Origin of the sequence: Sinomonas flava (assembly GCF_039531875.1) — a bacterium.
GTDB lineage: Bacteria > Actinomycetota > Actinomycetes > Actinomycetales > Micrococcaceae > Sinomonas > Sinomonas flava.
Map to the genome: position 1 here is coordinate 295,541 of NZ_BAAAQW010000002.1, position 21,400 is coordinate 316,940.

Genomic DNA, 21,400 nt, shown 5'->3' on the forward strand with positions numbered 1-21,400 from the left:
GGCTACCGGACCTCGAGCTCCTCGGCCTCGGTGACGCGGGCGAGGTCCGCGTAGGAGATCGACAGCATCGAGAGGTGGTCACCAGCGCCCGCCCACAGGAGCGGATGGGCGGCGAGGTGGACGTCGAGGAGCGTGCGGAGGCGTTCGGGATGGCCGACCGGCGCAACCCCGCCCACGCGCTGGCCCGTGTGCTCGAGCACGAACTCGGGGGCGGCGCGTCGCACCTTCCCGCCCAGCCGGCGCGAGAGCAACCTGGTGTCCACGCGAGCGGCGCCGGAGGCGAGGATGAGTAGCGGCGCGCCGTCGACCTCGAACACGAGGCTGTTCGCGATCGCGCCGACCTCGCACCCCAGCACGCCGGCTGCGGCCACCGCGGTGGGGACGGCGTCCTCGAACGTGACGACGGTGTCCGCGAGCCCCGCCGCCGTCAGGGCGGCCCGGACCCGCGCGACGGCCGAGGGGTCGCTGTGCGGCGCCTCGCTCACCGGTAGCCCTGCGCGTCGAGGATGGCGTCCTCCTCTTCCTCAGCCGTGGGGCCGCGCCGTCGTTTCCTCGGCGGTGCGGGAGCGGCGTCGTGCGCGCCCTCACCGGACCGCGCGGCCTCGGCGGCCCGGTCGATCGCGTCGTTGCGGGCCTGCTGGCGCGCCGCGTAGCCGAAGCCGATGAACATGAGGACGGCGAAGGCGAGCCACTGGAGGGCGTACGAGAGGTGCATGCCCTCGTCGGGCTGGGGCTTGGGCAGCGGGGCGGGGGTCTGGGCCGCCGCCGGCGTCTCGCTTGCCAGCTGCCCGTAGGCGCCGGTCAGCACCGGGTAGGGGAGCTGCTGGGCGTAGGCCGGCAGGTCGATGGAGGCGAGCTGGCCCTGCGGCGCGCCGCGGTCGAGCGTCGGCTCGCTCGGGCGCACGCGCACGACGACGGTCACGTCGCCGGCCGGGGGCGCCGGCACCACGTCGGGGCGCCCCGCCTCGCTGTTGCCGATCGGCAGCCAGCCGCGGTCCACGATGACGGCCTGCCCGGAGGTGAGCCGGAAGGGCACCACCACCTCGTAGCCCGGCTGCCCGGCGTTGGGCCGGTTGCGGACCACACGGGTCTGATCGACGTCGTAGGAACCGCGCAGTTCCACCTGCATCCACTCGCGCTGGGGATCGAGGGCGGCGAACTGGTCGGCCGCCTGAGCGAAGGGAACGGGCGTGGCGTCGTAGTTGCGCGTGACCAGGTCGATGTTGGCCTTGGCCTCGTCGAGGCGCGCCATCTGCCACCGGCTCAGCAGCACGCACGCGATGGCGAAGAGGATGGCGAGGCCCAGATAGGTCAGCCAGCGCCGGGAGATCAGGAAGCGGTACATCAGCGGGCGGCCTCCGTCAGCGGCAGGGTCTCACGCCACAGGAGGCGCTGCCGGAGGTAGTCCTCGAGCCACGCGCGGTGCTCGTCGCACGCGAGCCAGGTCTTGCGGCGTTCCGGGGTGTGGATCTTGGGGTTGTTCCAGAGAAGGCGCCAGACCGCATCGCTGCGGCAGCCCTTGCGGGAGCACACGGGGGTCTCCGGGGCCCCTGCGGGGTCCGGGACCATGTCCAGCAGGTTCACGCGGCCCCTCCACCCGCAGACGCCGGGCCGTCGCGGCCCTCGCCGTCGTCACCCGGCGCCTGGTTGCCCGGTGCGTCGTCGACGGTCTCGCCGGCGATAGTCTCTGAACCCGGATCGGCGGGCTGCCAAGGACCGGTGCCCAGTTCGGCGATCGGGACTGCATCGTACAGGTCGCTTTCGTACGTCTCCGCCTTGGTCTGGGCGTTCGCGATCACGACCGCGACCCACGGGAGGAAGACGGCGCCCGCGACAGCGATCAGCTTGAACCAGCCGTCCAGGAAGAACAGCGCGATGATGCACACCATGCGGATGCCCATCGCCAACGAGTAGCGGACCATGCGCTGGTGCATGTCGACGCTGTGCCCGGGCGCGGCCGTCGTGATGCTGTGCACCACGGCATCGTCGACGCCCTGCGGCTGGCCCTCGGCCCGGCCCGTGCGGCCCTCAGATTCTTTCGTCATCACACTCCCAAGCACCCTCTATTGTCCCACCGCCGCCGCGGGCGGTCCAAGCGGGGTGGCCAGCCGCTAGGATGCAGCGTGAACCGGCGCCGTCGAGCGGTGCCTCCCAACCACTTCTTCCCAAGGAGCACTGTGAGTCCGGAAGCAACCTCCCCGCGCAGCGTCCTCGTCACCGGCGGCAACCGCGGCATCGGCCTCGCGATCGCCAAGGCGTTCCTCGCCAACGGGGACAAGGTCGCCGTCACGTACCGGACGCCGACGGACCTTCCCGAAGGCATCCTCGGCGTCCAGGCCGACGTCACCGACGAGGCCTCGATCGACGCCGCGTTCAAGGCGGTCGAGGAGGCGAACGGCCCTGTCGAGGTGCTCGTGGCGAACGCCGGCATCACGAAGGACACCCTCCTGCTGCGGATGAGCGAGGACGACTTCACCTCCGTCCTGGACACGAACCTGACGGGCGCCTTCCGGGTGGTCAAGCGGGCCGCCAGGGGCATGATCCGCCTCCGCAAGGGGCGCGTGATCCTCATCTCGTCCGTCTCGGGCCTCTACGGAGCGCCGGGGCAGATCAACTACTCGGCGTCGAAGGCCGGCCTCGTGGGCCTCGCCCGCTCGTACTCGCGCGAACTCGGCTCCCGCGGCATCACCGCCAACGTCGTCGCGCCGGGCTTCATCAACACGGACATGACGGCCGAGCTGCCCGAGGAGACGCAGAAGGACTACCTCTCGCGCGTCCCCGCCGGACGTTTCGCCGAGGCCGAGGAGGTGGCGAACGTGGTCCGCTGGGTCGCGAGCGACGAGGCCGCGTACATCACGGGGGCCGTCATCCCGGTCGACGGCGGCCTCGGCATGGGACACTGACCCCCAGCCCGTTGGCGAATCAGACACAGACGAATCAGACACAAAGGGAACGCGCATGGGACTTCTGGACAACAAGACGGCGATCGTGACGGGGTCGTCGCGGGGGATCGGGGCCGCCACGGCGAAGATCCTCGCGGGCGAGGGCGCCGCCGTCGTCGTGAACTACCGGCAGAAGGCGCCGCGCGCCAACAAGGTCGTGGCCGAGATCGAGGCTGCCGGCGGCCGTGCGACTGCCGTGGGCGGGGACCTCACCGACCAGTCCGACGTCGACGCCCTCGCCCAGGCCGCGGTGGATGCCTTCGGCTCGCTCGACGTCCTGGTGCTCAACGCCTCGGGCGGCATGGAGTCGGGCCTCGGTGAGGACTACGCGCTCAAGCTGAACCGCGACGCCCAGGTTGCGATGCTCAAGGCCGCAGCTGAGCGCATGAAGCCGGGCTCGCGCGTGGTGTTCGTCACGAGCCACCAGGCGCACTTCATCGACTCGGTGGACACGATGGACGCCTACGAGCCCGTGGCCCGCTCCAAGCGCGCGGGCGAGACCGCACTGCGCGAACTGGTCCCCTGGCTGACGGAGAAAGGCATCACGTTCGTCGTCGTCTCGGGGGACATGATCGAGGGCACCATCACGGCGACCCTCCTGGAGCGCGCGGCGCCGGGCGCCATCGCCTCCCGCCGCGAGGCCGCCGGGAAGCTCTACTCCGTCGAGGAGTTCGCCGCCGAGGTCGCGAAGATGGTGACGGCCGACGTCCCGACCGGCCACACCGAGTACGTCGGCGGGGCCGAGCACTTCCAGGCCTGACCAGGGACCCCGCAAGAACGCGGCAGGGACCCCGCAACCACGAGCGCGGTTGCGGGGTCCCTGCCCTACCGTTGCGGGGTCCCTGCCCTACCGTTGCGGGGTCCCTGGCATCCCGTTGCGGGGTCACACCCCCGCGAGATGCCGCACGACGTCGAGGTAGGGGATGTCGACGGCGGCGTCGGCCGCTGCCCGGACCTTCGGCTTGGCGTTGTACGCGACCCCGAGCCCGGCCGCGCCGAGCATGTCGAGGTCGTTGGCGCCGTCGCCCACCGCGATGCAGTGCTCGAGCGGGATGGCGTGCTCGGCGGCCCACGTGCGCAGCATCCGTTCCTTCACGGCGCGGTCCACGATCTCCCCGAGGACCCGGCCCGTGAGCTTCCCGTCCACGACCTCGAGGTCGTTGGCCCTTGCATGGTCGAGCCCGAGCGCCTCAGCGAGCGGATCGAGGATCTGGGTGAACCCCCCGGAGACCACGCACACCACATGCCCGGCGGCGTGGAAGGCCTTGATGAGCTCGTCCGCCCCGAGGGAGAGCACGACGGCGCCGCGCACCTTGTCGATGACCTCCGCCGGTAGCCCCGCGAGGGTCTCGACGCGGGCCACAAGGCTCTGGGCGAAGTCCAGCTCGCCGCGCATGGCGGCCTCGGTGACCGCGGTGACCTCCTCGCGCTTGCCGGCGTAGTCGGCTAGGAGCTCGATGACCTCCTGCTGGATGAGGGTCGAGTCGACGTCCATGATGAGCAGCTTCCGCTCCGCGGAGAGCAGAGTGGCCGGGACCAGGCCGGCGCCGGCGCGCAGGCCTGCCAGAGCCTCGCGCGCCTCGGTGAGCCGGGCGTCGTCGAGCGCCACCGAGGCCGTCATCACCTCGTAGCGGCCGTCGCCGGAGGTCTCGAAGGGCCCGACGGCGGCGCCGGCGCCTTCGAGGGCCCGGGTCGCCGCGGCGGCGTCCTCGGGGGAGAGCGAGAGGGCATGCAGTACGGCGGCGAAGGAGGAAGGCATAGTTCAGGATTCTAGCCAGCGGGGCGATGGTTCGCGGCGGGCGAACTTTCTGCACTAGGGTCAGAAGTCATGAGCAATGTACTCCAGCTGTCCGGGGTCAGCGTCGTCCGGGGGCGGAAGACGCTGTTGGGCGGCATCGACTGGCAGGTGCGCGAAGGGGAGCGCTGGGTTGTCCTGGGACCGAACGGGGCGGGGAAGACCACGCTCCTCCAGCTGGCCGCGGCGCGCATGCATCCCACGCGCGGAACCGTCGGCATCCTGGACGAGACCCTCGGCAAGGTTGACGTCTTCGAGCTCCGGCCCCGCATCGGCCTGGCCTCCGCAGCCTTGGCCAACCAGATCCCCGAGGACGAGAAGGTCCTCAACGTCGTCGTGACCGCTGCCTACGGCGTGACCGGCCGCTGGAACGAGGAGTATGAGAAGGACGACGAGCGCCGCGCCTTCCGCCTCCTGAACGAGTGGGGCATGGGCCCGCTCCTGGGCCGGGTGTTCGCGTCGCTGTCCGAGGGCGAGCGCAAGCGCGTGCAGATCGCCCGGGCGCTCATGACGGACCCCGAGCTCCTCCTCCTCGACGAGCCCGGTGCCGGCCTCGACCTCGCCGGGCGCGAGGAGCTCGTGCAGCGCCTCTCGGAGCTCGCGTCCGACGACGACGCGCCCGCCCTCGTGCTCGTCACGCACCACCTCGAGGAGGTGCCGCCCGGCTTCACGCACGCGCTCCTGCTGCGCGACGGCGGCGTGGTCGCCTCCGGCCCGATCACCTCGACCCTGACCGAGGCGAACCTGAGCGAGACCTTCGGCATGCCCCTGAACGTCGTGTCACGGGACGGCCGCTACACGGCCACCGCGAAGGACGGCGCGATCGCGGCCGCCGCCTCGGCGTCCTGACGTGGAGTTCTGGCGCGAAGCGCTCGTCTTCCTCGGCGGCCTGTGGGCCGGGACGATCAACACGATCGTTGGCTCCGGGTCTCTCGTGACGTTCCCGATCCTCGTGGCCCTCGGCTACAGCCCCGTCAACTCGATCATCTCGAACGCGATGGGCCTCGTGGCCGGGGGCTTCTCGGGGGCGTACGGGTACCGGCGCGAGGCGGTGAGTGCGAAGCGGACGCTGCTGCGGCTCCTCCCGGCCTCGCTCGTGGGCGGCCTCGTGGGTGCGTTCCTGCTCCTGCACCTGCCCGAGACGGTCTTCGGCATCGTGGCCCCGATCCTGATCGTGATCGCGATCTTCCTGGTCATCTTCCAGCCCCGCCTGTCGGCGTGGGCGAAGGCGAGGCAGTCGCTCGAGCACATCACGCCGGAGGAGGCGGACCACCAGAAGGTCCCCATGATCCTCTACGTGCTGACGTTCCTCATCGGTGTGTACGGCGGCTACTTCACGGCCGCGCAGGGCGTCCTGCTCATGGGGGTGCTCGGGATCTTCTTCCACGGCACCCTCCAGCAGTCGAACGCGATCAAGGTCGTCCTGAGCCTCGTCGTGAACCTGGTCGCGGCGGTCGCCTACCTGCTGTTCGCGTTCGACCGGATCAACTGGCTCGTCGTGCTGCTGATCGCGGTCGGCTCCACGATTGGCGGCTTCCTCGGCGCTGGCATCGGCCGGCGCATGAAGCCCGCGGTGCTGCGGGTCGTCATCGTGCTCCTCGGCGTGATGGCGCTGATCAACATGATCAGCAAGCTGGTCAACGGCTGAGCGCCGTCACGGTCCGAGCATCCATGGCAGAGTCTTCGCAGATCGTCCGGCTGGCCTCCGCGGACGACCCGCGCGTGGCCGACTACACCCAGCTCACCGACGTGCACCTGCGCAGGGTGCGCGAGCCCGCGGAGGGCCTCTACATCGCCGAATCGTCCCGGGTGCTGCGGAGGGCGCTCGCGGCGGGCCACCAGCCACGCTCGTTCTTCCTCGCCGAGAAATGGCTCGAGGGCCTCGCCGACGTCCTCGCGGAGCACCCGGACGTTCCCGCGTTCGTCGGCCCGCCCGAGCTCCTCGAGGAGATCACCGGCTTCCACCTGCACCGCGGCGCGATGGCCGCAATGCACCGGCCCGCCCCGGTGCCCGTCGCCGAGCTGCTCGCCGGCGCCCGTCGGGAACTGGGCGCCGATCCTGAGAGAGGACGTTCGAGGATCGCGGTGCTTGAGAACCTGACCGATCATACGAATGTGGGCGCGGTCTTCCGCAGCGCCGCAGCGATCGGTGTCGATGCGGTGCTGGTGACGCCACAGTGCGCCGATCCGCTCTACCGCCGCTCGATCCGCGTGTCCATGGGTACTGTCTTCCAAGTGCCGTGGACGCGGATCGAGTCGTGGCCCGAGGATGTCGCTCTCCTGAAGGACGCGGGCTACGTCGTGGCGGGGATGACGCTGGGGGAGGGCGCGATCACGCTGGACGAGCTGGTCGCCGAGGACCACGAGAACCTCGCACTGGTCTTCGGTACCGAGGGTGAAGGACTGACGCCGGAGACGGACAGTGTGCTCGACAGGCGGGTCACGATCCCGATGATGAACGGCGTCGACTCCCTCAACGTCGCGGCGTCGTCGGCTGTTGCCTTCTACGCGACGCGGTCAGGTCAGCCAGCGCCACCAGCGTGACTGCTCCGATTCCGGCGTCGGTTCCGGCTCCGGCTGCTCGCCCAAGGCAAGCGCCGCCTCGACGATGTCGTCCGCGGTGAGCGTCATGACGGCCTCGCGATCGAGCGCGTCGAGACTCTGTCCCTCGTCAAGCGACAGCCGCAGCGCCTGACGGTTGAGCGCCTGCTCGAACAGCGTGCGTGCGAACCGCGCGTTGCCGGAGTCCTCGCCCGTGTGGAGCCCGGCGAGGATGCGGCGCAGCATCTGGTCCGCACCCGGCTCCAGCGTGTACTCGTGCTGGGCCAGCATCTGGTGGAAGATCGTCTGGAGTTCGTCGACCGAGTAGTCGGGGAAGGTGATCTCGCGGGCGAAGCGGGAGCGCAGTCCGGGGTTCGAGAGCAGGAAGGATGCCATCAGCCGCGGATACCCGGCCACAATCACGACCAGACGGTGGCGGTGGTCCTCCATCCGCTTGAGCAGGACTTCGATCGCCTCAGGGCCGAAGTCCGTCCGGCCGTCCTCCGGAGCCAGCGCGTAGGCCTCGTCAATGAACAGGACGCCGTCCAACGCACGCCGGATCACCCGGTCCGTCTTGATGGCCGTCGCGCCGACGTACTGCCCCACGAGGCCCGAGCGGTCAACCTCGACCAGATGGCCCTTCTGCAGCAGACCGACCGCACGGTACATCTCGGCCAGGAGTCGCGCTACGGTGGTCTTTCCCGTGCCGGGGTTTCCGAGGAACACCAGATGCTGTGATGTGGCCACTTCCGGCAGGCCGTGCGCCTTGCGGCGGGCCTGGACCTGGAGCAGTGCGACGAGGGCCCGGACCTGTTCCTTCACAGTCTCCAGTCCGACCAGCGCGTCGAGCTCGGCCTGCACCTCGGACAGCGGTCTGGCGGGGCCGGGCCTTACACCGATGAGATCGCCGACCAGGTCGTCCACGCGCTCCGAACCGGGCAGCTTGAGCTGATCGGCCAGCCGGCCGATGGTTTCGCGCAGGTCGTCGAGCGGATGGCGGCTGGAAGCCATGCACCCACTGTAGTACTCGAGGGCTGCGGAGCTGGTAGCATTGACTGCTGGCCCTCCAATCGGGAGGGCGTTCACACCTGGCCTCTGGCAAAATCCAGGGGCATAAGCAAAGGGCCTATTGTGAAGTCTGATATCCACCCGTCGTACGAGTACGTGGTCTTCAACGACCTCGCCTCCGGCAAGAAGTTCCTCACGCGCTCCACGGTCTCCTCGGACAAGACCATCGAGTGGGAGGACGGCAAGACCTACCCCGTCATCGACGTCGAGGTCTCCTCCGAGTCGCACCCGTTCTACACCGGCAAGCAGCGCATCATGGACTCGGCTGGCCGTGTCGAGCGCTTCAACGCCCGCTTCAAGAACTTCGGCAAGAAGGCCTGACCCAGGCCCTGCCGCTCGAAGGCGCCGCCCCGTACAGGGGCGGCGCCTTCGCCGTCTCCGGGGCCACGCGGCCCGGTCCGGGCAGTCCGCGGGTCTAGGCTTGAGCCGTGGCTGAACATCACGGCGAATACAAGGTGCCCGGGGGAAAGCTCGTGGTCGCGGACCTCATGTCCGAGGACGGGGAGATCGCTGCGGCCAGCATCAACGGGGACTTCTTCCTCGAACCCGACGAGGCCCTTGCAGACATCAACGGCGCACTCGTCGGCCTGTCGGTGCTCGCCCCGAACGCGACGATCAGCGCCGCCGTCGCCGACGCCGTGGGCCCCACCACGGTGATGTTCGGGTTCGACGCCGATGCCGTCGCCGTCGCCGTGCGCCGCGCCCTCGGCCACGCGACCACGTGGGCCGACCACAGCTGGGAAGTCATCCCTCCCAGCGCTCTCTCCATCACCGACAACGTCGCCCTCGACGAGGTGCTCACCCGCGAGGTCGGCGAGGGGCGGCGCAACCCGACGCTGCGGCTGTGGGACTGGGACGAGCGCGCCGTGGTGATCGGCAGCTTCCAGTCGTACCGGAACGAGGTGGATCCGGACGGGGTCGCGCGTCACGGGGTCACGGTGGTCCGGCGGATCTCCGGCGGCGGCGCGATGTTCATGGAGGCCGGGAACTGCATCACGTACTCGCTGTACCTCCCGGCGTCCCTCGTCGACGGCCTCTCCTTCGCCGACTCCTACCCGTTCCTCGACGCGTGGGTCATGGAGGCCCTCGCGTCCGTGGGCGTCAAGGCGTTCTACAAGCCCCTCAACGACATCGCGACCGAGGCCGGCAAGATCGGCGGGGCCGCGCAGAAGCGCCTCGCCAACGGCGGCCTCCTTCACCATGTCACCATGAGCTACGACATCGACGCCGAGAAGATGACCGAGGTCCTGCGGATCGGGCGCGAGAAGATCTCCGACAAGGGCATCGCGAGCGCCAAGAAGCGCGTTGACCCGCTCAAGCGCCAGACCGGCCTCGCGCGCGCGGACCTCTTCGAGGCCATGATGTCCACCTTCGAGGCGCGCTACGGCGCCCGCCGCGTGGCGCTGTCCCAGGAGTCCCTCGCCGACGCGCGGGCCCTCGCGGAGCGCAAGTTCGCCACCCGCGAGTGGCTCCACCGGGTGCCGTAGGCGTGTGAGCGCCCAGCACCCTCGGTGTGGCCGACCTGCAATTCCTCCTCAGCCGTGGCGCGAGCGGTACTGCGCGCTCAGTGATCGGTGCAGGTGGTCCCGCGCCTCGACGACGAGCCTGCGGAGCGCGGCCGGGGCGTGCGCGTTCTCGTCGAGCCACGCGTCGGTGCGCGTCAGCACCGGGTCCTCGTCGGGCCGCTGGTCCACCGCGAGCACCGCGTCGGCAGGGAAGAGGCCTCGCACGAGCCGGGTGGCGATCTCCTGCGAGCGGTCCGCCCACAGCCCGGTGAGGGAGGCGAAGTAGCGCTCCGTGAAGTGCTGGCGGAGGGCCACCGGACCCGCCATGAAGCCTTCGACCGTGGCAGTAAGCAGCTCGTTGGTGAGGCCTTCGCCCTCGACCGCCGCCTTCCACGCCGCTTCTTTGACCTTCGGGTCGGGACGGGCGGCCATGGCCAGCGCATGGCCCACACGCCCCTTGGCTGTGCGGTCACTGCTGAGCTCGGCGTCGAGTTCCGCGGCTCCCGCCTGGCTCTGCGCCGCGAGCGCCTGCCACAGGGGCCACCGCAGGTCTTGGTCGACGACGAGGCCCGGTACCTGTTGGCTGCCGCTCAGGAGGCCGCGCACGAGGCCGAGCTGGCCGCCCCCGTACCGGCTCCCGGCCGCGAGCGCACGCGCCCACGCGAGCTGCTGGTCCGAGCCCGGCGCGGCCGCCCGGAGCTCATGGGCCACCACGGCGAGGTACTTCTCGCGGAGCTCGGGCCGGCCCTCGCCGTGCGTGTACCTCTCGATCGCGGTGCGGGCGTTGTCCAGCACCGTCAGCTGCACCCCGACGGTCGTCTCCGCGCCGGCAAAGCGCTCGACGGCGCGCACGTACTCTTGCGCTGGCGCCTCGCCGTCGCGGGCGGCGTGCCACAGGGCCGTCCAGCACAGCGCGCGGGCCAAGGGGTCGTCGAGGTCGCCGAGCGACGTGCGCACCGTTTGCTCGGACGCTGGGTCCAGGCGAACCTTCGCGTAGGTGAGGTCCTCGTCATTGACCAGGACCAGCTCTGGGACCGGCTGGCCCACGAGCTCCGGCACCTCGGTGAGTGCGCCGGTGACCTCGACGTCGGCCGACGCTGTGCGCACGAGGCGGCCCGCGGCGTCGTGCGCGTAGAGCCCCACCCGGAGCCGGTGGGGGCGCAGCGCCTCGCGCCCGGTCACGGGGTCCACAGCGGTCTGCCGGACGGCCACGCGGGCCAGCGTGTCGCTGTCGTGCTCCGCCACCGGCTCCAGGACACTCAGCCCGGACGTCTGCAGCCACCGCTCCGCCCACTCGCGCAGCGGGCGGCCCGAGGCCTCTTCGAGGGCCGCGAGCAGGTCCGTCAGGCTCGTGTTCCCGTAGGCGTGCGCCCGGAAGTACGAGCGGGCGGCGTCGAAGAAGACGTCCTCGCCCACGAAGGCGACGAGCTGCTTGAGGACGGAGGCGCCCTTGGCGTAGGTGATGCCGTCGAAGTTCTGCTCAGCTGCCTCGAGGTCTGGGATGTCGGCGACGATGGGGTGCGTGGTAGGCAGCTGGTCCTGGACGTACGCCCACGCCTTGCGCCGGTTCGCGAAGTTCACCCACGCCGTCCGCCAGCCGGTGGCCCGGTCCACGGCGAAGGTACCCATGAAGTCCGCGAACGACTCCTTGAGCCAGAGGTCGTCCCACCAGCGCATCGTCACGAGGTCGCCGAACCACATGTGCGCCATCTCGTGCAGGAGCGTGTTCGCCCGGGCCTCGTACTGGGACTCAGCGGCGCGTGAGGTGAAGACGTACTGCTCGGTGAACGTCACGAGGCCGGGGTTCTCCATTGCCCCGAGGTTGTACTCGGGGACGAACGCCTGCTCGTATTTGCCCCAGGGGTATCCCGGCGTGAAGACGGAATGGTAGAAGTCCAGGCCGCGCCGCGTGAGGTCGAAGATGCGGTCCGCGTCGAAGCTGGCTGCGAGCGACGCGCGGCAATAGGCCGCGAGCGGGATGGTGAGCCGCTCGCCGTCGCGCGTCGTGCCCTGCCATTCGTCAGTCGCGCGGTGGTAGGGACCGGCGACGACGGCCGCGAGGTAGGTCGACATCCGCTGGGTGGGGGAGAAGTCCCAGCGCACGACGCCGGCGTCCCCGCCCGCCGCGCCGACCGCGGCGAGGGCCCCGTTCGCGCTCACGTGCCACCCATCGGGGGCGAGGACCGTGAAGGCAATGGTCGCCTTGAGGTCGGGCTGCTCGAAGTTCACGAAGTACCTGCGCGCGTCCGCAGGTTCGCACTGGGTGTAGAGGTACGTCTTCCCGTCCGCGGGGTCGGTGAACCGGTGGAGGCCCTCGCCGGAGCGCGAGTAGCGGCCGAGCGCCGTCACCTCGAGCTGGTTCTCGGCCTCCAGGCCTGCCAGCCGGAGCCGCGCGCCGTCGTACACCATGGCCTCGTCGAGGAGGCGGCCGTTCAGCCGGACCTCGGTCACCGCCTCGCCCACGAAGTCCGCGAACGTCTCCGCCCCCGGTTCAGCGCTGAAGCGGATGACGCTCGTGGTGCCAAACGACGTCGCGGACGGGTCCTCCGCATCGCTGACGTCGAGCGTGACGTGGTACGAGTCGACCGAGATCACGCGGGCCCGGGCGGCGGCTTCCTCACGGCGCAGGTTCTGGGTGTGCACGCGGCCATTCAACCACGACGCCCCGACACCGCAGGGGCCCGGGGCGGGCCCCGTTATGCGTCAGCGGGGGATAGGTGAAAAGCTGTCCCCTATGTCGGATCTCTTCGAGGACTACTCCGTCGCCGCCGCCCGTACTGGCGCGTACGACGAGATGTTCGCCCCAGACCAGGTAGCGCGCCCAAGCTACCGCCAGCTCGCGGAGGCGCTGGACGGTCTGGACCTGACCGATGTGAGCTCCCGCGCCGACTCGATGGCGCGGACCTTCCTGGACCGGGGCGTCACGTTCGACTTCGCCGGGGAGGAACGGCCGTTCCCCCTGGACATCGTGCCCCGGGTCATCTCGGCCGCCGAATGGGCGGTCCTCGAGAAGGGGGTCGCGCAGCGGGTCAGAGCCCTCGAGGCGTTCCTCAACGACGTCTACTCCAAGATGGCGGTCGTGGCTGACGGCGTCGTGCCCCGCCGCCTCATCACGACGAGCCAGCACTTCCACCGCCAGGTCCACGGCTTCGAGCCCGCCGGCGGCGTGCGCGTGCACATCTCGGGCATCGACGTCGTGCGCGACGCCGCCGGGACGTTCCGCGTGCTCGAGGACAACGTGCGCGTGCCCTCGGGCGTGAGCTACGTCCTCGAGAACCGGCGCGCCATGGCGAAGGGCCTGCCCGAGGCGTTCAGCCAGCAGCCCATCCGCCCCGTCGAGGAGTACCCCCGGCGTCTCCTCTCGGCCCTCCGCAAGACCGCGCCCGCCGGCGTCGACGAGCCCACCGTCGTGGTGCTCACCCCGGGCGTCTTCAACTCCGCCTACTTCGAGCACACGCTCCTGGCCGGGCTCATGGGCGTCGAGCTGGTCGAGGGACGCGACCTCATCTGCCGCGGGAACCGGGTCTACATGCGCACGACGGCGGGCGAGCAGCGCGTCGACGTCATCTACAAGAGGATCGACGACGACTTCCTGGACCCCCTGCAGTTCCGCTCCGACTCCATGCTCGGCTGCCCCGGCCTGGTCAACGCCGCCCGTGCGGGCGGGGTGACGATCGCGAACGCGGTCGGCAACGGCGTCGCGGACGACAAGCTCGTCTACTCGTACGTTCCCGACCTGATCCGGTACTACCTCGGTGAGGACCCCATCGTGGCCAACGTGGACACGTACCGGCTCGAGGAGGACGACGCGCGCGAGGAAGTCCTGGACCGGCTCGACGAGCTCGTGGTCAAGCCCGTCGACGGCTCCGGCGGCAAGGGCCTCGTGATCGGCCCCGACGCGACCCGCGAGGAGCTCGACACCCTCCGCCGCCGCGTCATCGCCGACCCGCGCGGCTGGATCGCCCAGCCGGTCCTGCAGCTCTCCACGGTTCCCACCCTGTCCGGGGACAAGTTCGGGCCCAGGCACGTGGACCTGCGCCCCTTCGCCCTCAACGACGGCGACGACGTGTGGGTCCTCCCGGGGGGCCTCACCCGGGTGGCGCTCAAGGAGGGCTCCCTCATCGTCAACTCGAGCCAGGGCGGCGGGTCGAAGGACACCTGGGTGCTCGCGCAGTCGGCGGACGTCCCGGTGGAGGCCGAGCCACGCCACTCGATCAGCATCCGCGAGCGCACGAGCGTCTGGCCCGTCGAGAGCAACTGGCGCGACCGCCAGGCGGAGCAGCAGCAGTGAGCGCGCCCGCCCAGGCGAGCCGTCGCCGTCGTCCGTCTGTCCCCCCAACGTCTGGAGGCCGACTTGCTCAGCCGCATCGCTGAATCCCTGTTCTGGATCGGCCGCTACGTGGAGCGGGCCGACGGGACCGCCCGCATCCTCGACGTGCACCTCGAGCGGCTCAACCACCTGCCGCCCTCCGAGCAGCACAGCGTCGCCCAGGAGCTGCTCGGCGTCATGGGCGCACGCCCCGACAAGGAGGACTTCGGGCTCACCGAGCTGCTGCACGCGCTCGCGTACGACCGCTCGAACGCGACGTCGATCGCCGGTTCTCTCGGTGCCGCGCGCGAGAACGCGCGCCGTGCCCGCGAGACCGTGTCCTCGAGCCTGTGGGAGTGCCTCAACACGACCTACTACGGGCTGAGCCAGCACCGCAAGGATGTCGTGGGCACGTACAGGTTCTGCAACTGGGTCCTCGAGCGCACCGCCATGGTGCGCGGCCTCGCGGACACGACCATGAGCCACGACGAGGGCTGGCTGTTCATGGTCCTGGGCCGCTCCCTCGAGCGGGCCGACATGACCGCGCGCATGCTCTCGACCCGCGAGGTGCACACGGCGGGCATGTCGTGGGTGAACATGCTCCGCTGCGCGGGCGCATACGAGTCCTTCCTCCGCACGCGCCGGGCTGCCTTCGACGAGCGGCACGCGGCGGAGTTCCTGCTCATGGACCGGCTCTTCCCGCGCTCGATCGTGTACGCGCTCCGCGACGCCGACGAGGCGCTCGCCAAGCTCGACCCGTCCGACACCCGGGTGGGCTTCATCAACGACGCGCGGAGGATCGTGGGGCAGGCCCGCACGTTCCTCGAGTTCCACCGAACGGACGACCTCATGGTCGAGCTCCCCGAGCACATGGAGCGGGTGCAGAAGGCGGTGGCCCAGACCTCCGACGCGGTCTCGCGCAAGTACTTCAACAAGGCCGACGAGCAGGCCTGGGTGGGAGAGGTTTCATGACCCGGCTGAGGATCCTGCACCGCACTGCGTACCGCTACAACCAGCGGGTCACGCTCTCGTACAACGAGGCGCGCATGACCCCCCTGACTGAGCCGCAGCAGGTGGTGCTCGAATCGCAGGTGCGGGTGGCGCCGTCACAGGCGGCCATCAGCTCCTACAAGGACTACTGGGGCAGCCGGGTGACGGCCTTCGACATGCAGATCCCGCACGAGTACCTCGAGGTCGTCTCCTCGACCACCGTCGAGGTGCACCGGGTCGAGCGGGTCCCGGTGGAGGGCGACATCGTCTCGTGGGACCGGCTCCGCAGCGCCGAGATCGAGAACCAGTTCAGCGACTGGCTGCCCCAGTCGCGGCTTTCCGGCCCGGGGACCGAGGTGCTCGGGATCGTGCCCGGGCTCGTCGATGACCTCGACCCGAATCAGGCCGCCCACGCCGTGTTCGACTGGATGCGGGGCGAGATGCGGTACATGCCCGGGTCCACCGGTGTCACGACCGACGCCGAGCAGGCCTGGAACCAGCGCCAGGGAGTCTGCCAGGATCTGGCCCACCTCGCAATCGGATCGCTGCGCAGCCTCGGCATCCCGGCCCGCTACATCTCGGGGTACCTGCACCCGCGGTCGACGGCGGGCATCGGCGAGGCGGTCGCGGGCCAGTCGCATGCGTGGCTCGAGTGGTGGGACGGCGAGTGGCGCTCGTGGGACCCGACCAACCACAAGCCAGCGGGGGACTTCCATGTGACCGTGGCGCGCGGGCGGGATTACCGGGATGTGCCGCCGCTGAAGGGCATTCTGTCCGGCGGCGGTGGGTCGCATCTCGACGTCTCGGTGGAGATCACGCGCCTCGCCTGACCTTGCGGGGTCCCGTCCGGCCCGTTGCGGGGTCCCGTCCGGCCCGTTGCGGGGTCCCGTCCGGCCCACCTGTGGATAACTGCCACCTGCTGTCCGCGGTTCATGCCACGATGAGCGCATGGCAGATGAGCGCTTGCTTCGCGAACTGGCCCTGCGCAGCTTCACTGCTGCAGAAGCCCGTGGTCTCGGCGTGGACCTCCGGCTGCTGCGCCTCGAGGATGTCAGGCAGACGAGCCGGGGCATCTACGAGCCGACCGACCGGTCCATCCGCGACTTGGGCCAACGGCTCGAGACGCATCTGAGCATGCAGCCGGACGCATGGGGATCGCATCGGACAGCAGCGCGTCTGCATGGCCTGTGGCTGCCGCCGTGGGTGGACGAGCACGAACTGATCCACCTGAGCAAGCCGACCCATCTACCCCGGGTCCGACGCCCGGGCGTGGTCGGGCACCGCGTCCAAATCGTGCCAGGCGAGGTGGGACTCTTCGATGGGCTCCGTCTGTCCAGCCCCGCGCGTACATGGCTGGATCTCGCTCAGGAGCTCACGCCGGCGGCCCTTGTTGCCGTGGGGGACCAGCTGATCCGACACCCGCGCGAGGCGTTCGAGGGACGGTCCGAGCCATACGCCACCAAAGCACAGCTGCTCGACATGCTCCGCGCCCACCGGCGGGTGAAAGGAGTCGGGCGCTGCAAGGACGCACTTGCGGATATGCGGGTCGGCTCCGACTCCGTCCCCGAGACCCTGCTTCGACTCAGTCTGATCGCCCACGGCTTCCCCGAGCCCGAACTACAGATCGTCCTCGATCCGGATGACCCGCGTTCGCCGAGCGCAGACCAGGGCTATCGGGAAGTGCGCATCGCACTGCAGTACGAGGGCGAGCACCACAACAGTCCTGGGCAGGCACTCAAGGATGACTGGCGGGACGCACGGTTCGCCCGCAGGGGTTGGGCGACGATCCGCGTCACAGCAGCGGATCTCGGCGACGACTTCGCCCGGCCTCGGCGGGAGCTCCGCGCGCTCATGGCCGAGCGCCGGGCTGCCTAGCACGGGACGGGACCCCGCAAGCGAGGGGACGGGACCCCGCAAGCGCCGGGACGGGACCCCGCAAGCGCCGGGACGGGACCCCGCAAGGGGAGGGCTACATCACCACGGGCTGGGCTTGTAGTCCTTGAGGAACACGCCGTACAGGTCGGTGCCCGCCTCGCCCATGACAATCGGGTCGTACACGCGGGCCGCCCCATCCACGAGGTCCAGCGGCGCGTGGAACCCCTCGTCGGCGAGCCGGACCTTCGTGTAGTGCGGCCGCTCGTCCGTGATCCATCCCGTGTCCACGGCCGTCATGAGGATGCGGTCAGTTTCGAACATCTCGCCGGCGCTCGTGCGGGTCATCATGTTCAGCGAGGCCTTCGCCATGTTCGTGTGCGGGTGCCCCGGGCCCTTGTACTTTCGCCCGAACTGCCCCTCCATCGCGGAGACGTTGACCACGTACTTCCGCCTCGCGGTCGAGCGTCGCATGGCCTCCCGCAGCCGCGAGACGAGCAGGAACGGCGCCGTGACGTTGCACAGCTGGACCTCGAGCATCTCGAGAGGATCCACCTGGTCCACGACCTGCGTCCACGAGTTGATGGCCGCCAGGTCCGGGACGAGGCCGCCGGCGTCGATCGCCGTCCCCGCCTCGATCCGCTCCAGTGACGCGGAGCCGGTCGAGAGCGCGAGCGCCGTCACGGCATCGCCGGCGAGGGCCGGATGCGCCGACACGGAGCTCGCGATCGAGAGCGGGTGCTTGTCGTGCGCATGCCCGAACGTCAGCAGCTCCGGTCCGCCGTTGCCCGGCAGCAGCGCGGCCGGAAGCGGCTCGGACTCCGCGTCCACGAGAGGGGCGTAGGCGTTCCCGGACCGCCGCACCGTCTGCGCGGCATTGTTGATGATGATGTCGAGCGGACCCTCGGCGTCGAGCGCGTCCGTGAGAGAGATGACCTGCGACGGGTCGCGCAGGTCGATCCCCACGATGGTGAGCCGGTCAAGCCACTCGGCCGAGTCCTCCATCGCGGCGAAGCGCCGCGCGGCGTCCTTCGGGAAGCGCGTGGTGATGGTCGTGTGCGCGCCGTCGCGCAGGAGCCGCAGGGCGATGTACATGCCGATCTTGGCCCGCCCGCCGGTCAGGAGGGCCCGCCGTCCGGTGAGGTCTGTGCGCGCGTCCCTCTTGGCGTGGCTCATCGCCGCGCACTCGGGGCACAGCTGGTGGTAGAACGCGTCGACCTGGGTGTAGTGCTGCTTGCAGATGTAGCACGGCCGGGACCGGATGAGGTGGCCGGCGACGGCCCCCGTCGCAGACGGCTTGAGCTTGTTGCCCCTGGTCTCGTCGTCGATCCGGTCCGGCGCGGCGGTCGCGGTCTGCGCAATGACCGCCTTGTCCGCTTCCGCGATCGCATCCCGCTTCTGAGTGCGGGTGAACCGCCGGTGGGCCTTGAACATCTTGCCCGTCGCTCGGCGCACCGCGACGTAGTCGGGGTGCTCCTCGTCGTAGGTGTGGATCGTGCCGAGGACCTTGAGGGCGGCCTGGATCTCCTCAGGGGTCAGTTCGGCGGGCGTTTCGGGGGAGCTCATGGCGTCCCATTCTACCGGGGCGCACGACGGCGCGAGGCCGGGTACTCCCGGCCCCGCGGCAGCCGCTGCTGCCCGGCGGGGTCAGCCTGCGGCGCCGTCGGCGGCGGACGACGGCCGGTCGCCGTCGTCCGCCGATCCGCTGGGGTTCCGCGCCGCAGCGGCTGCATGGACTTCCTGGATCCGCTCCACCACCTCCGGGATATCGGCGGCCGCCTCCTCGAGGGCGGCAGGCACCTTCGCGGACCAGGCGGCGGCGAGCCTGCGCTCGTCCTCGGCGGGCTCCGGGACAATCTGGCCCTTGGAGAGCACGGTGATCCCGGACTCGGTGACCTCGAAGCCGCGCATCCTGTCGAGCTTCGCATCGACACCGATGGTGGCCCCGGCGGGAACGACGACGTTCTTGTCCAGGATCGCCCGGTGGATCACCGCCCCCGCGCCGACCTGCACGCAGTCCATGAGCACCGAGTCGAGGACGCGGGCCGCCGTGTTGACGCGCACGTCGTGGGACAGCACGGACCCCTCGACGACCGCGCCCGAGATGACCACGCCGCTGGCGACGATGGAGTCGAGCGCGGTCCCGACGGTCCCGCCCTCGCCGCGGACGAACTTCGCGGGCGGCGAGATGCTCTGCCGGGTGTAGATGGGCCACTCCGAGTTGTACAGGTTGAAGACCGGCAGCGGGGAGATGAGGTCCATATGGGCGTCGTAGAACGAGTCGAGCGTCCCCACGTCACGCCAGTAGGTGCGGTCGCGTTCGGTCGAGCCTGGGATCTCGTTCTTCGTGAAGTCGTAGACGCCGGCCTCGCCGCGGCCGACGAAGTAGGGCACGATGTCCCCGCCCATGTCGTGCTTCGTGTCGAGCCGCTCGGCGTCGCGCCTGAGTGCCTCGACCAGGGCGTCGGCGTCGAACACGTAGTTGCCCATCGAGGCGAGGAAGGCGTCGGGGTCGTCCGGGAGACCGGGCGTGGTCGCGGGCTTCTCGACGAAGGCGGCGATCTTGCCGGGGTCGGCGTCGTCGGTCTCGATCACGCCGAACTGGTTCGCCATGTGCAGCGGCTGGCGGACCGCGGCGACGGTCGCCTTCGCGCCCGAGGCGATGTGGGCCTCGACCATCTGGTCGAAGTCCATGCGGTACACGTGGTCCGCGCCGACCACGACGACGATGTCGGGCTGGTCGTCGTGGATGAGGTTGAGGGACTGGTAGATGGCGTTGGCCGAGCCGAGGAACCAGCTCTTTCCGATGCGCTGCTGGGCGGGCACCGAGGCGACATAGTTCTGGAGGAGGGTCGAGAGGCGCCAGGTCTCGGAGATGTGCTTGTCGAGGCTGTGCGACTTGTACTGGGTCAGCACGACGATGCGCCGATAGCCCGAGTTGACCAAGTTGGACAGCGCGAAGTCGATGAGGCGGTATCCGCCAGCGAACGGCACTGCGGGCTTGGCCCGGTCCGCCGTCAGGGGCATCAGGCGCTTCCCTTCACCGCCCGCGAGGACGATCGCCAATACCTTTTTAGGTGCCACTGCGCAACCCCCGTTTTCCCGTCATTCCGCCTTGCAGGCGACTGCCCGTCCCGACCGGGACGGCGTCTCCTTCACACTAGATCACGTTCGGATGACGGACTACGTTGAAACCGTGCGAATCGACATTGTGACCAAGGAATTCCCCCCGGAGATCTACGGCGGCGCCGGGGTACATGTGGCAGAGCTGAGCAGGGTCCTCGCGCGCGAGGTCGATCTGCACGTCCACGCGTTCGGGGCACCGCGCGAGGCGCAGGTCAACGGGGCCACCGTGACCTCATACCAGGTGCCCGAGCACCTTTCGGGGGCGAACGCTGCGCTGCAGACCCTGGGCATCGATGTCGGCATTGTGCCGGACGTGGCCGGCGCCGACCTCGTCCACTCCCACACGTGGTACGCGAACATGGCCGGGCACCTCGCCTCGCTCATGCACGGCATCCCGCATGTGCTCAGCGCCCATAGCCTCGAGCCGCTGAGGCCGTGGAAGGCCGAGCAGCTCGGCGGCGGCTACCGGCTCTCCTCATGGGTCGAGAAGACCGCGTACGAGGCGGCCAACGCCATCATCGCCGTCTCGCACGGCATGCGCGCGGACATCCTGCGCTGCTACCCCGAGGTGGACCCGGCGAAGGTCCAGGTGGTCCACAACGGCATCGACGTGTCGCTGTGGGGCCGCGACGAGGGCACCGAGCACATCGCCGCCCTCGGCATCGACCCGGCGAAGCCCTCGGTCGTGTTCGTGGGCCGCAACACGCGCCAGAAGGGCGTCCCGTACCTCCTGCGCGCCGCGGCGAAGCTGCCGGCGGACGTGCAGCTCGTCCTGTGCCTCGGCGCCGCCGACACTCCGGAGCTCGCCGCGGAGACGGCAACCCTCATCGACGGGCTCAAGGCCGAGCGCGAGGGCGTCATCGTGATCGAGCGCATGCTGCCCCGCGCCGAGCTCATCCAGGTGCTCAGCCACGCGACGGCGTTCGCCTGCCCGAGCATCTACGAGCCCCTCGGGATCGTGAACCTCGAGGCCATGGCGTGCGGCGCCGCGGTGGTCGCGACGGCGACGGGCGGCATCCCCGAGGTCGTCGACCACGGGACCACGGGCCTGCTGGTCCCCATCGAGCAGGTCACCGACGGTACGGGCACCCCGCTCGACCCGGAGAAGTTCGTGGCCGACTTCGCGGCAGCCCTCGAGCAGGTCGTCTCCGACCCCGCCCGCGCCCGCGAGATGGGCGAGGCCGGCCGCGTCCGGGCGGAGGCCAACTTCTCCTGGGAGACCATCGCCGCGAGCACCATCGACGTCTACCGC

The 21,400-nt window shown here is 70.2% G+C and carries 21 protein-coding genes; 12 read left to right on the forward strand and 9 right to left on the reverse strand.

Annotated features, from left to right (window positions below; all coding sequences use genetic code 11):
- Positions 1–2: 2 nt before the first annotated feature.
- From ABD298_RS02220 to ABD298_RS02235, 4 genes are read right to left on the reverse strand one after another with little or no spacing between them, the layout of a single operon-like run.
- Entirely contained in the window at positions 3–485 is a 483-nt protein-coding gene (locus tag ABD298_RS02220) for a YbaK/EbsC family protein (RefSeq protein WP_344298039.1), read from the reverse strand.
- Positions 482–1,345, reverse strand: a complete 864-nt coding sequence (locus ABD298_RS02225; RefSeq protein WP_344298041.1) for an SURF1 family cytochrome oxidase biogenesis protein — start codon at positions 1,343–1,345, stop codon at positions 482–484. Before ABD298_RS02225 ends, ABD298_RS02220 begins: the two co-directional genes overlap by 4 nt.
- Complete coding sequence (locus ABD298_RS02230; RefSeq protein WP_344298163.1) at positions 1,345–1,569, reverse strand: acetone carboxylase; 225 nt, start codon at positions 1,567–1,569, stop codon at positions 1,345–1,347. Before ABD298_RS02230 ends, ABD298_RS02225 begins: the two co-directional genes overlap by 1 nt.
- A gap of 11 nt (positions 1,570–1,580) precedes the next feature.
- Entirely contained in the window at positions 1,581–2,045 is a 465-nt protein-coding gene (locus ABD298_RS02235) for a DUF3099 domain-containing protein (protein WP_344298043.1), read from the reverse strand.
- A 132-nt stretch (positions 2,046–2,177) separates the two neighbouring features.
- On the opposite strand from ABD298_RS02235, the gene ABD298_RS02240 reads away from it, so the two are divergent.
- Both ABD298_RS02240 and ABD298_RS02245 read left to right on the forward strand, forming a co-directional pair.
- Positions 2,178–2,903 (forward strand): beta-ketoacyl-ACP reductase, encoded by a 726-nt coding sequence (locus tag ABD298_RS02240; protein WP_344298045.1) that lies wholly within the window; start codon positions 2,178–2,180, stop codon positions 2,901–2,903.
- Between the two features lie 55 nt (positions 2,904–2,958).
- The gene (locus ABD298_RS02245; RefSeq protein WP_344298047.1) at positions 2,959–3,702 is read left to right on the forward strand and encodes an SDR family oxidoreductase; all 744 of its coding nucleotides are present in this window, start codon (positions 2,959–2,961) and stop codon (positions 3,700–3,702) included.
- A 123-nt stretch (positions 3,703–3,825) separates the two neighbouring features.
- Here ABD298_RS02245 and serB read toward each other — a convergent pair whose 3' ends face one another.
- Entirely contained in the window at positions 3,826–4,701 is an 876-nt protein-coding gene (gene serB, locus ABD298_RS02250) for a phosphoserine phosphatase SerB (RefSeq protein ID WP_344298049.1), read from the reverse strand.
- Between the two features lie 69 nt (positions 4,702–4,770).
- Here serB and ABD298_RS02255 point away from each other — a divergent pair, with 69 nt between their 5' ends.
- The 3 genes from ABD298_RS02255 to ABD298_RS02265 are packed head-to-tail and all read left to right on the forward strand — an operon-like array spanning position 4,771 to position 7,281.
- Positions 4,771–5,586: an ABC transporter ATP-binding protein gene (locus ABD298_RS02255; protein WP_344298051.1), complete on the forward strand. Its 816-nt coding sequence runs from the start codon at positions 4,771–4,773 to the stop codon at positions 5,584–5,586.
- 1 nt (position 5,587) lies between these two features.
- The gene (locus ABD298_RS02260; RefSeq protein ID WP_344298053.1) at positions 5,588–6,385 is read left to right on the forward strand and encodes a sulfite exporter TauE/SafE family protein; all 798 of its coding nucleotides are present in this window, start codon (positions 5,588–5,590) and stop codon (positions 6,383–6,385) included.
- A 23-nt stretch (positions 6,386–6,408) separates the two neighbouring features.
- Positions 6,409–7,281 carry a TrmH family RNA methyltransferase gene (locus tag ABD298_RS02265; RefSeq protein WP_344298055.1) on the forward strand — a complete coding sequence of 291 codons (873 nt, stop codon included), beginning with the start codon at positions 6,409–6,411 and terminating at the stop codon, positions 7,279–7,281.
- On the opposite strand, the gene ABD298_RS02270 is transcribed toward ABD298_RS02265, so the two are convergent.
- A complete protein-coding gene (locus tag ABD298_RS02270) occupies positions 7,255–8,289 on the reverse strand; it encodes an AAA family ATPase (RefSeq protein WP_344298057.1) in 1,035 nt (344 codons plus the stop codon). The two genes, ABD298_RS02265 and ABD298_RS02270, sit on opposite strands and share 27 nt — an antisense overlap.
- A 120-nt stretch (positions 8,290–8,409) precedes the next feature.
- Between ABD298_RS02270 and ABD298_RS02275 the strand changes: the two genes are divergently transcribed.
- Entirely contained in the window at positions 8,410–8,667 is a 258-nt protein-coding gene (locus tag ABD298_RS02275) for a type B 50S ribosomal protein L31 (protein ID WP_208712510.1), read from the forward strand.
- A gap of 107 nt (positions 8,668–8,774) precedes the next feature.
- Entirely contained in the window at positions 8,775–9,833 is a 1,059-nt protein-coding gene (lplAB, locus tag ABD298_RS02280; RefSeq protein ID WP_344298060.1) for a lipoate-protein ligase LplAB, read from the forward strand.
- 48 nt (positions 9,834–9,881) lie between these two features.
- Here the strand turns inward: lplAB and pepN are convergent, their stop codons facing one another.
- Positions 9,882–12,494, reverse strand: coding sequence for an aminopeptidase N (gene pepN, locus ABD298_RS02285; protein ID WP_344298062.1), 2,613 nt, complete (start codon positions 12,492–12,494; stop codon positions 9,882–9,884).
- A 91-nt stretch (positions 12,495–12,585) separates the two neighbouring features.
- Here pepN and ABD298_RS02290 point away from each other — a divergent pair, with 91 nt between their 5' ends.
- From ABD298_RS02290 to ABD298_RS02305, 4 genes are all read left to right on the forward strand, one after another.
- Positions 12,586–14,142, forward strand: coding sequence for a circularly permuted type 2 ATP-grasp protein (locus tag ABD298_RS02290; protein WP_344298064.1), 1,557 nt, complete (start codon positions 12,586–12,588; stop codon positions 14,140–14,142).
- A gap of 63 nt (positions 14,143–14,205) precedes the next feature.
- Entirely contained in the window at positions 14,206–15,132 is a 927-nt protein-coding gene (locus tag ABD298_RS02295) for an alpha-E domain-containing protein (protein WP_344298066.1), read from the forward strand.
- Complete coding sequence (locus ABD298_RS02300; RefSeq protein WP_344298068.1) at positions 15,129–15,980, forward strand: transglutaminase family protein; 852 nt, start codon at positions 15,129–15,131, stop codon at positions 15,978–15,980. Before ABD298_RS02295 ends, ABD298_RS02300 begins: the two co-directional genes overlap by 4 nt.
- Before the next feature lie 118 nt (positions 15,981–16,098).
- Positions 16,099–17,025, forward strand: a complete 927-nt coding sequence (locus ABD298_RS02305) for a hypothetical protein (protein WP_344298070.1) — start codon at positions 16,099–16,101, stop codon at positions 17,023–17,025.
- Between the two features lie 99 nt (positions 17,026–17,124).
- Here the strand turns inward: ABD298_RS02305 and ABD298_RS02310 are convergent, their stop codons facing one another.
- Both ABD298_RS02310 and ABD298_RS02315 read right to left on the reverse strand, forming a co-directional pair.
- Complete coding sequence (locus tag ABD298_RS02310; protein ID WP_344298072.1) at positions 17,125–18,588, reverse strand: SDR family NAD(P)-dependent oxidoreductase; 1,464 nt, start codon at positions 18,586–18,588, stop codon at positions 17,125–17,127.
- Positions 18,589–18,669: 81 nt separating this feature from the next.
- Positions 18,670–20,049 carry a glucose-1-phosphate adenylyltransferase gene (locus tag ABD298_RS02315; protein WP_425564278.1) on the reverse strand — a complete coding sequence of 460 codons (1,380 nt, stop codon included), beginning with the start codon at positions 20,047–20,049 and terminating at the stop codon, positions 18,670–18,672.
- Positions 20,050–20,218: 169 nt separating this feature from the next.
- On the opposite strand from ABD298_RS02315, the gene glgA reads away from it, so the two are divergent.
- The coding region (glgA, locus tag ABD298_RS02320) for a glycogen synthase (protein WP_344298076.1) at positions 20,219–21,400 on the forward strand (1,182 nt) is incomplete at its 3' end.

Coding starts and splice junctions, on each gene's coding strand:
- ABD298_RS02315 (WP_425564278.1), bottom strand. CDS start 20,049: ATGCCCCTGACGGCGGACCGGGCCAAGCCCGCAGTGCCGTTCGCTGGC.
- ABD298_RS02270 (WP_344298057.1), bottom strand. CDS start 8,289: ATGGCTTCCAGCCGCCATCCGCTCGACGACCTGCGCGAAACCATCGGC.
- ABD298_RS02230 (WP_344298163.1), bottom strand. CDS start 1,569: ATGGTCCCGGACCCCGCAGGGGCCCCGGAGACCCCCGTGTGCTCCCGC.
- ABD298_RS02305 (WP_344298070.1), top strand. CDS start 16,099: ATGGCAGATGAGCGCTTGCTTCGCGAACTGGCCCTGCGCAGCTTCACT.
- ABD298_RS02225 (WP_344298041.1), bottom strand. CDS start 1,345: ATGTACCGCTTCCTGATCTCCCGGCGCTGGCTGACCTATCTGGGCCTC.
- ABD298_RS02265 (WP_344298055.1), top strand. CDS start 6,409: ATGGCAGAGTCTTCGCAGATCGTCCGGCTGGCCTCCGCGGACGACCCG.
- serB (WP_344298049.1), bottom strand. CDS start 4,701: ATGCCTTCCTCCTTCGCCGCCGTACTGCATGCCCTCTCGCTCTCCCCC.
- ABD298_RS02290 (WP_344298064.1), top strand. CDS start 12,586: ATGTCGGATCTCTTCGAGGACTACTCCGTCGCCGCCGCCCGTACTGGC.
- ABD298_RS02255 (WP_344298051.1), top strand. CDS start 4,771: ATGAGCAATGTACTCCAGCTGTCCGGGGTCAGCGTCGTCCGGGGGCGG.
- ABD298_RS02300 (WP_344298068.1), top strand. CDS start 15,129: ATGACCCGGCTGAGGATCCTGCACCGCACTGCGTACCGCTACAACCAG.
- ABD298_RS02235 (WP_344298043.1), bottom strand. CDS start 2,045: ATGACGAAAGAATCTGAGGGCCGCACGGGCCGGGCCGAGGGCCAGCCG.
- ABD298_RS02245 (WP_344298047.1), top strand. CDS start 2,959: ATGGGACTTCTGGACAACAAGACGGCGATCGTGACGGGGTCGTCGCGG.
- ABD298_RS02310 (WP_344298072.1), bottom strand. CDS start 18,588: ATGAGCTCCCCCGAAACGCCCGCCGAACTGACCCCTGAGGAGATCCAG.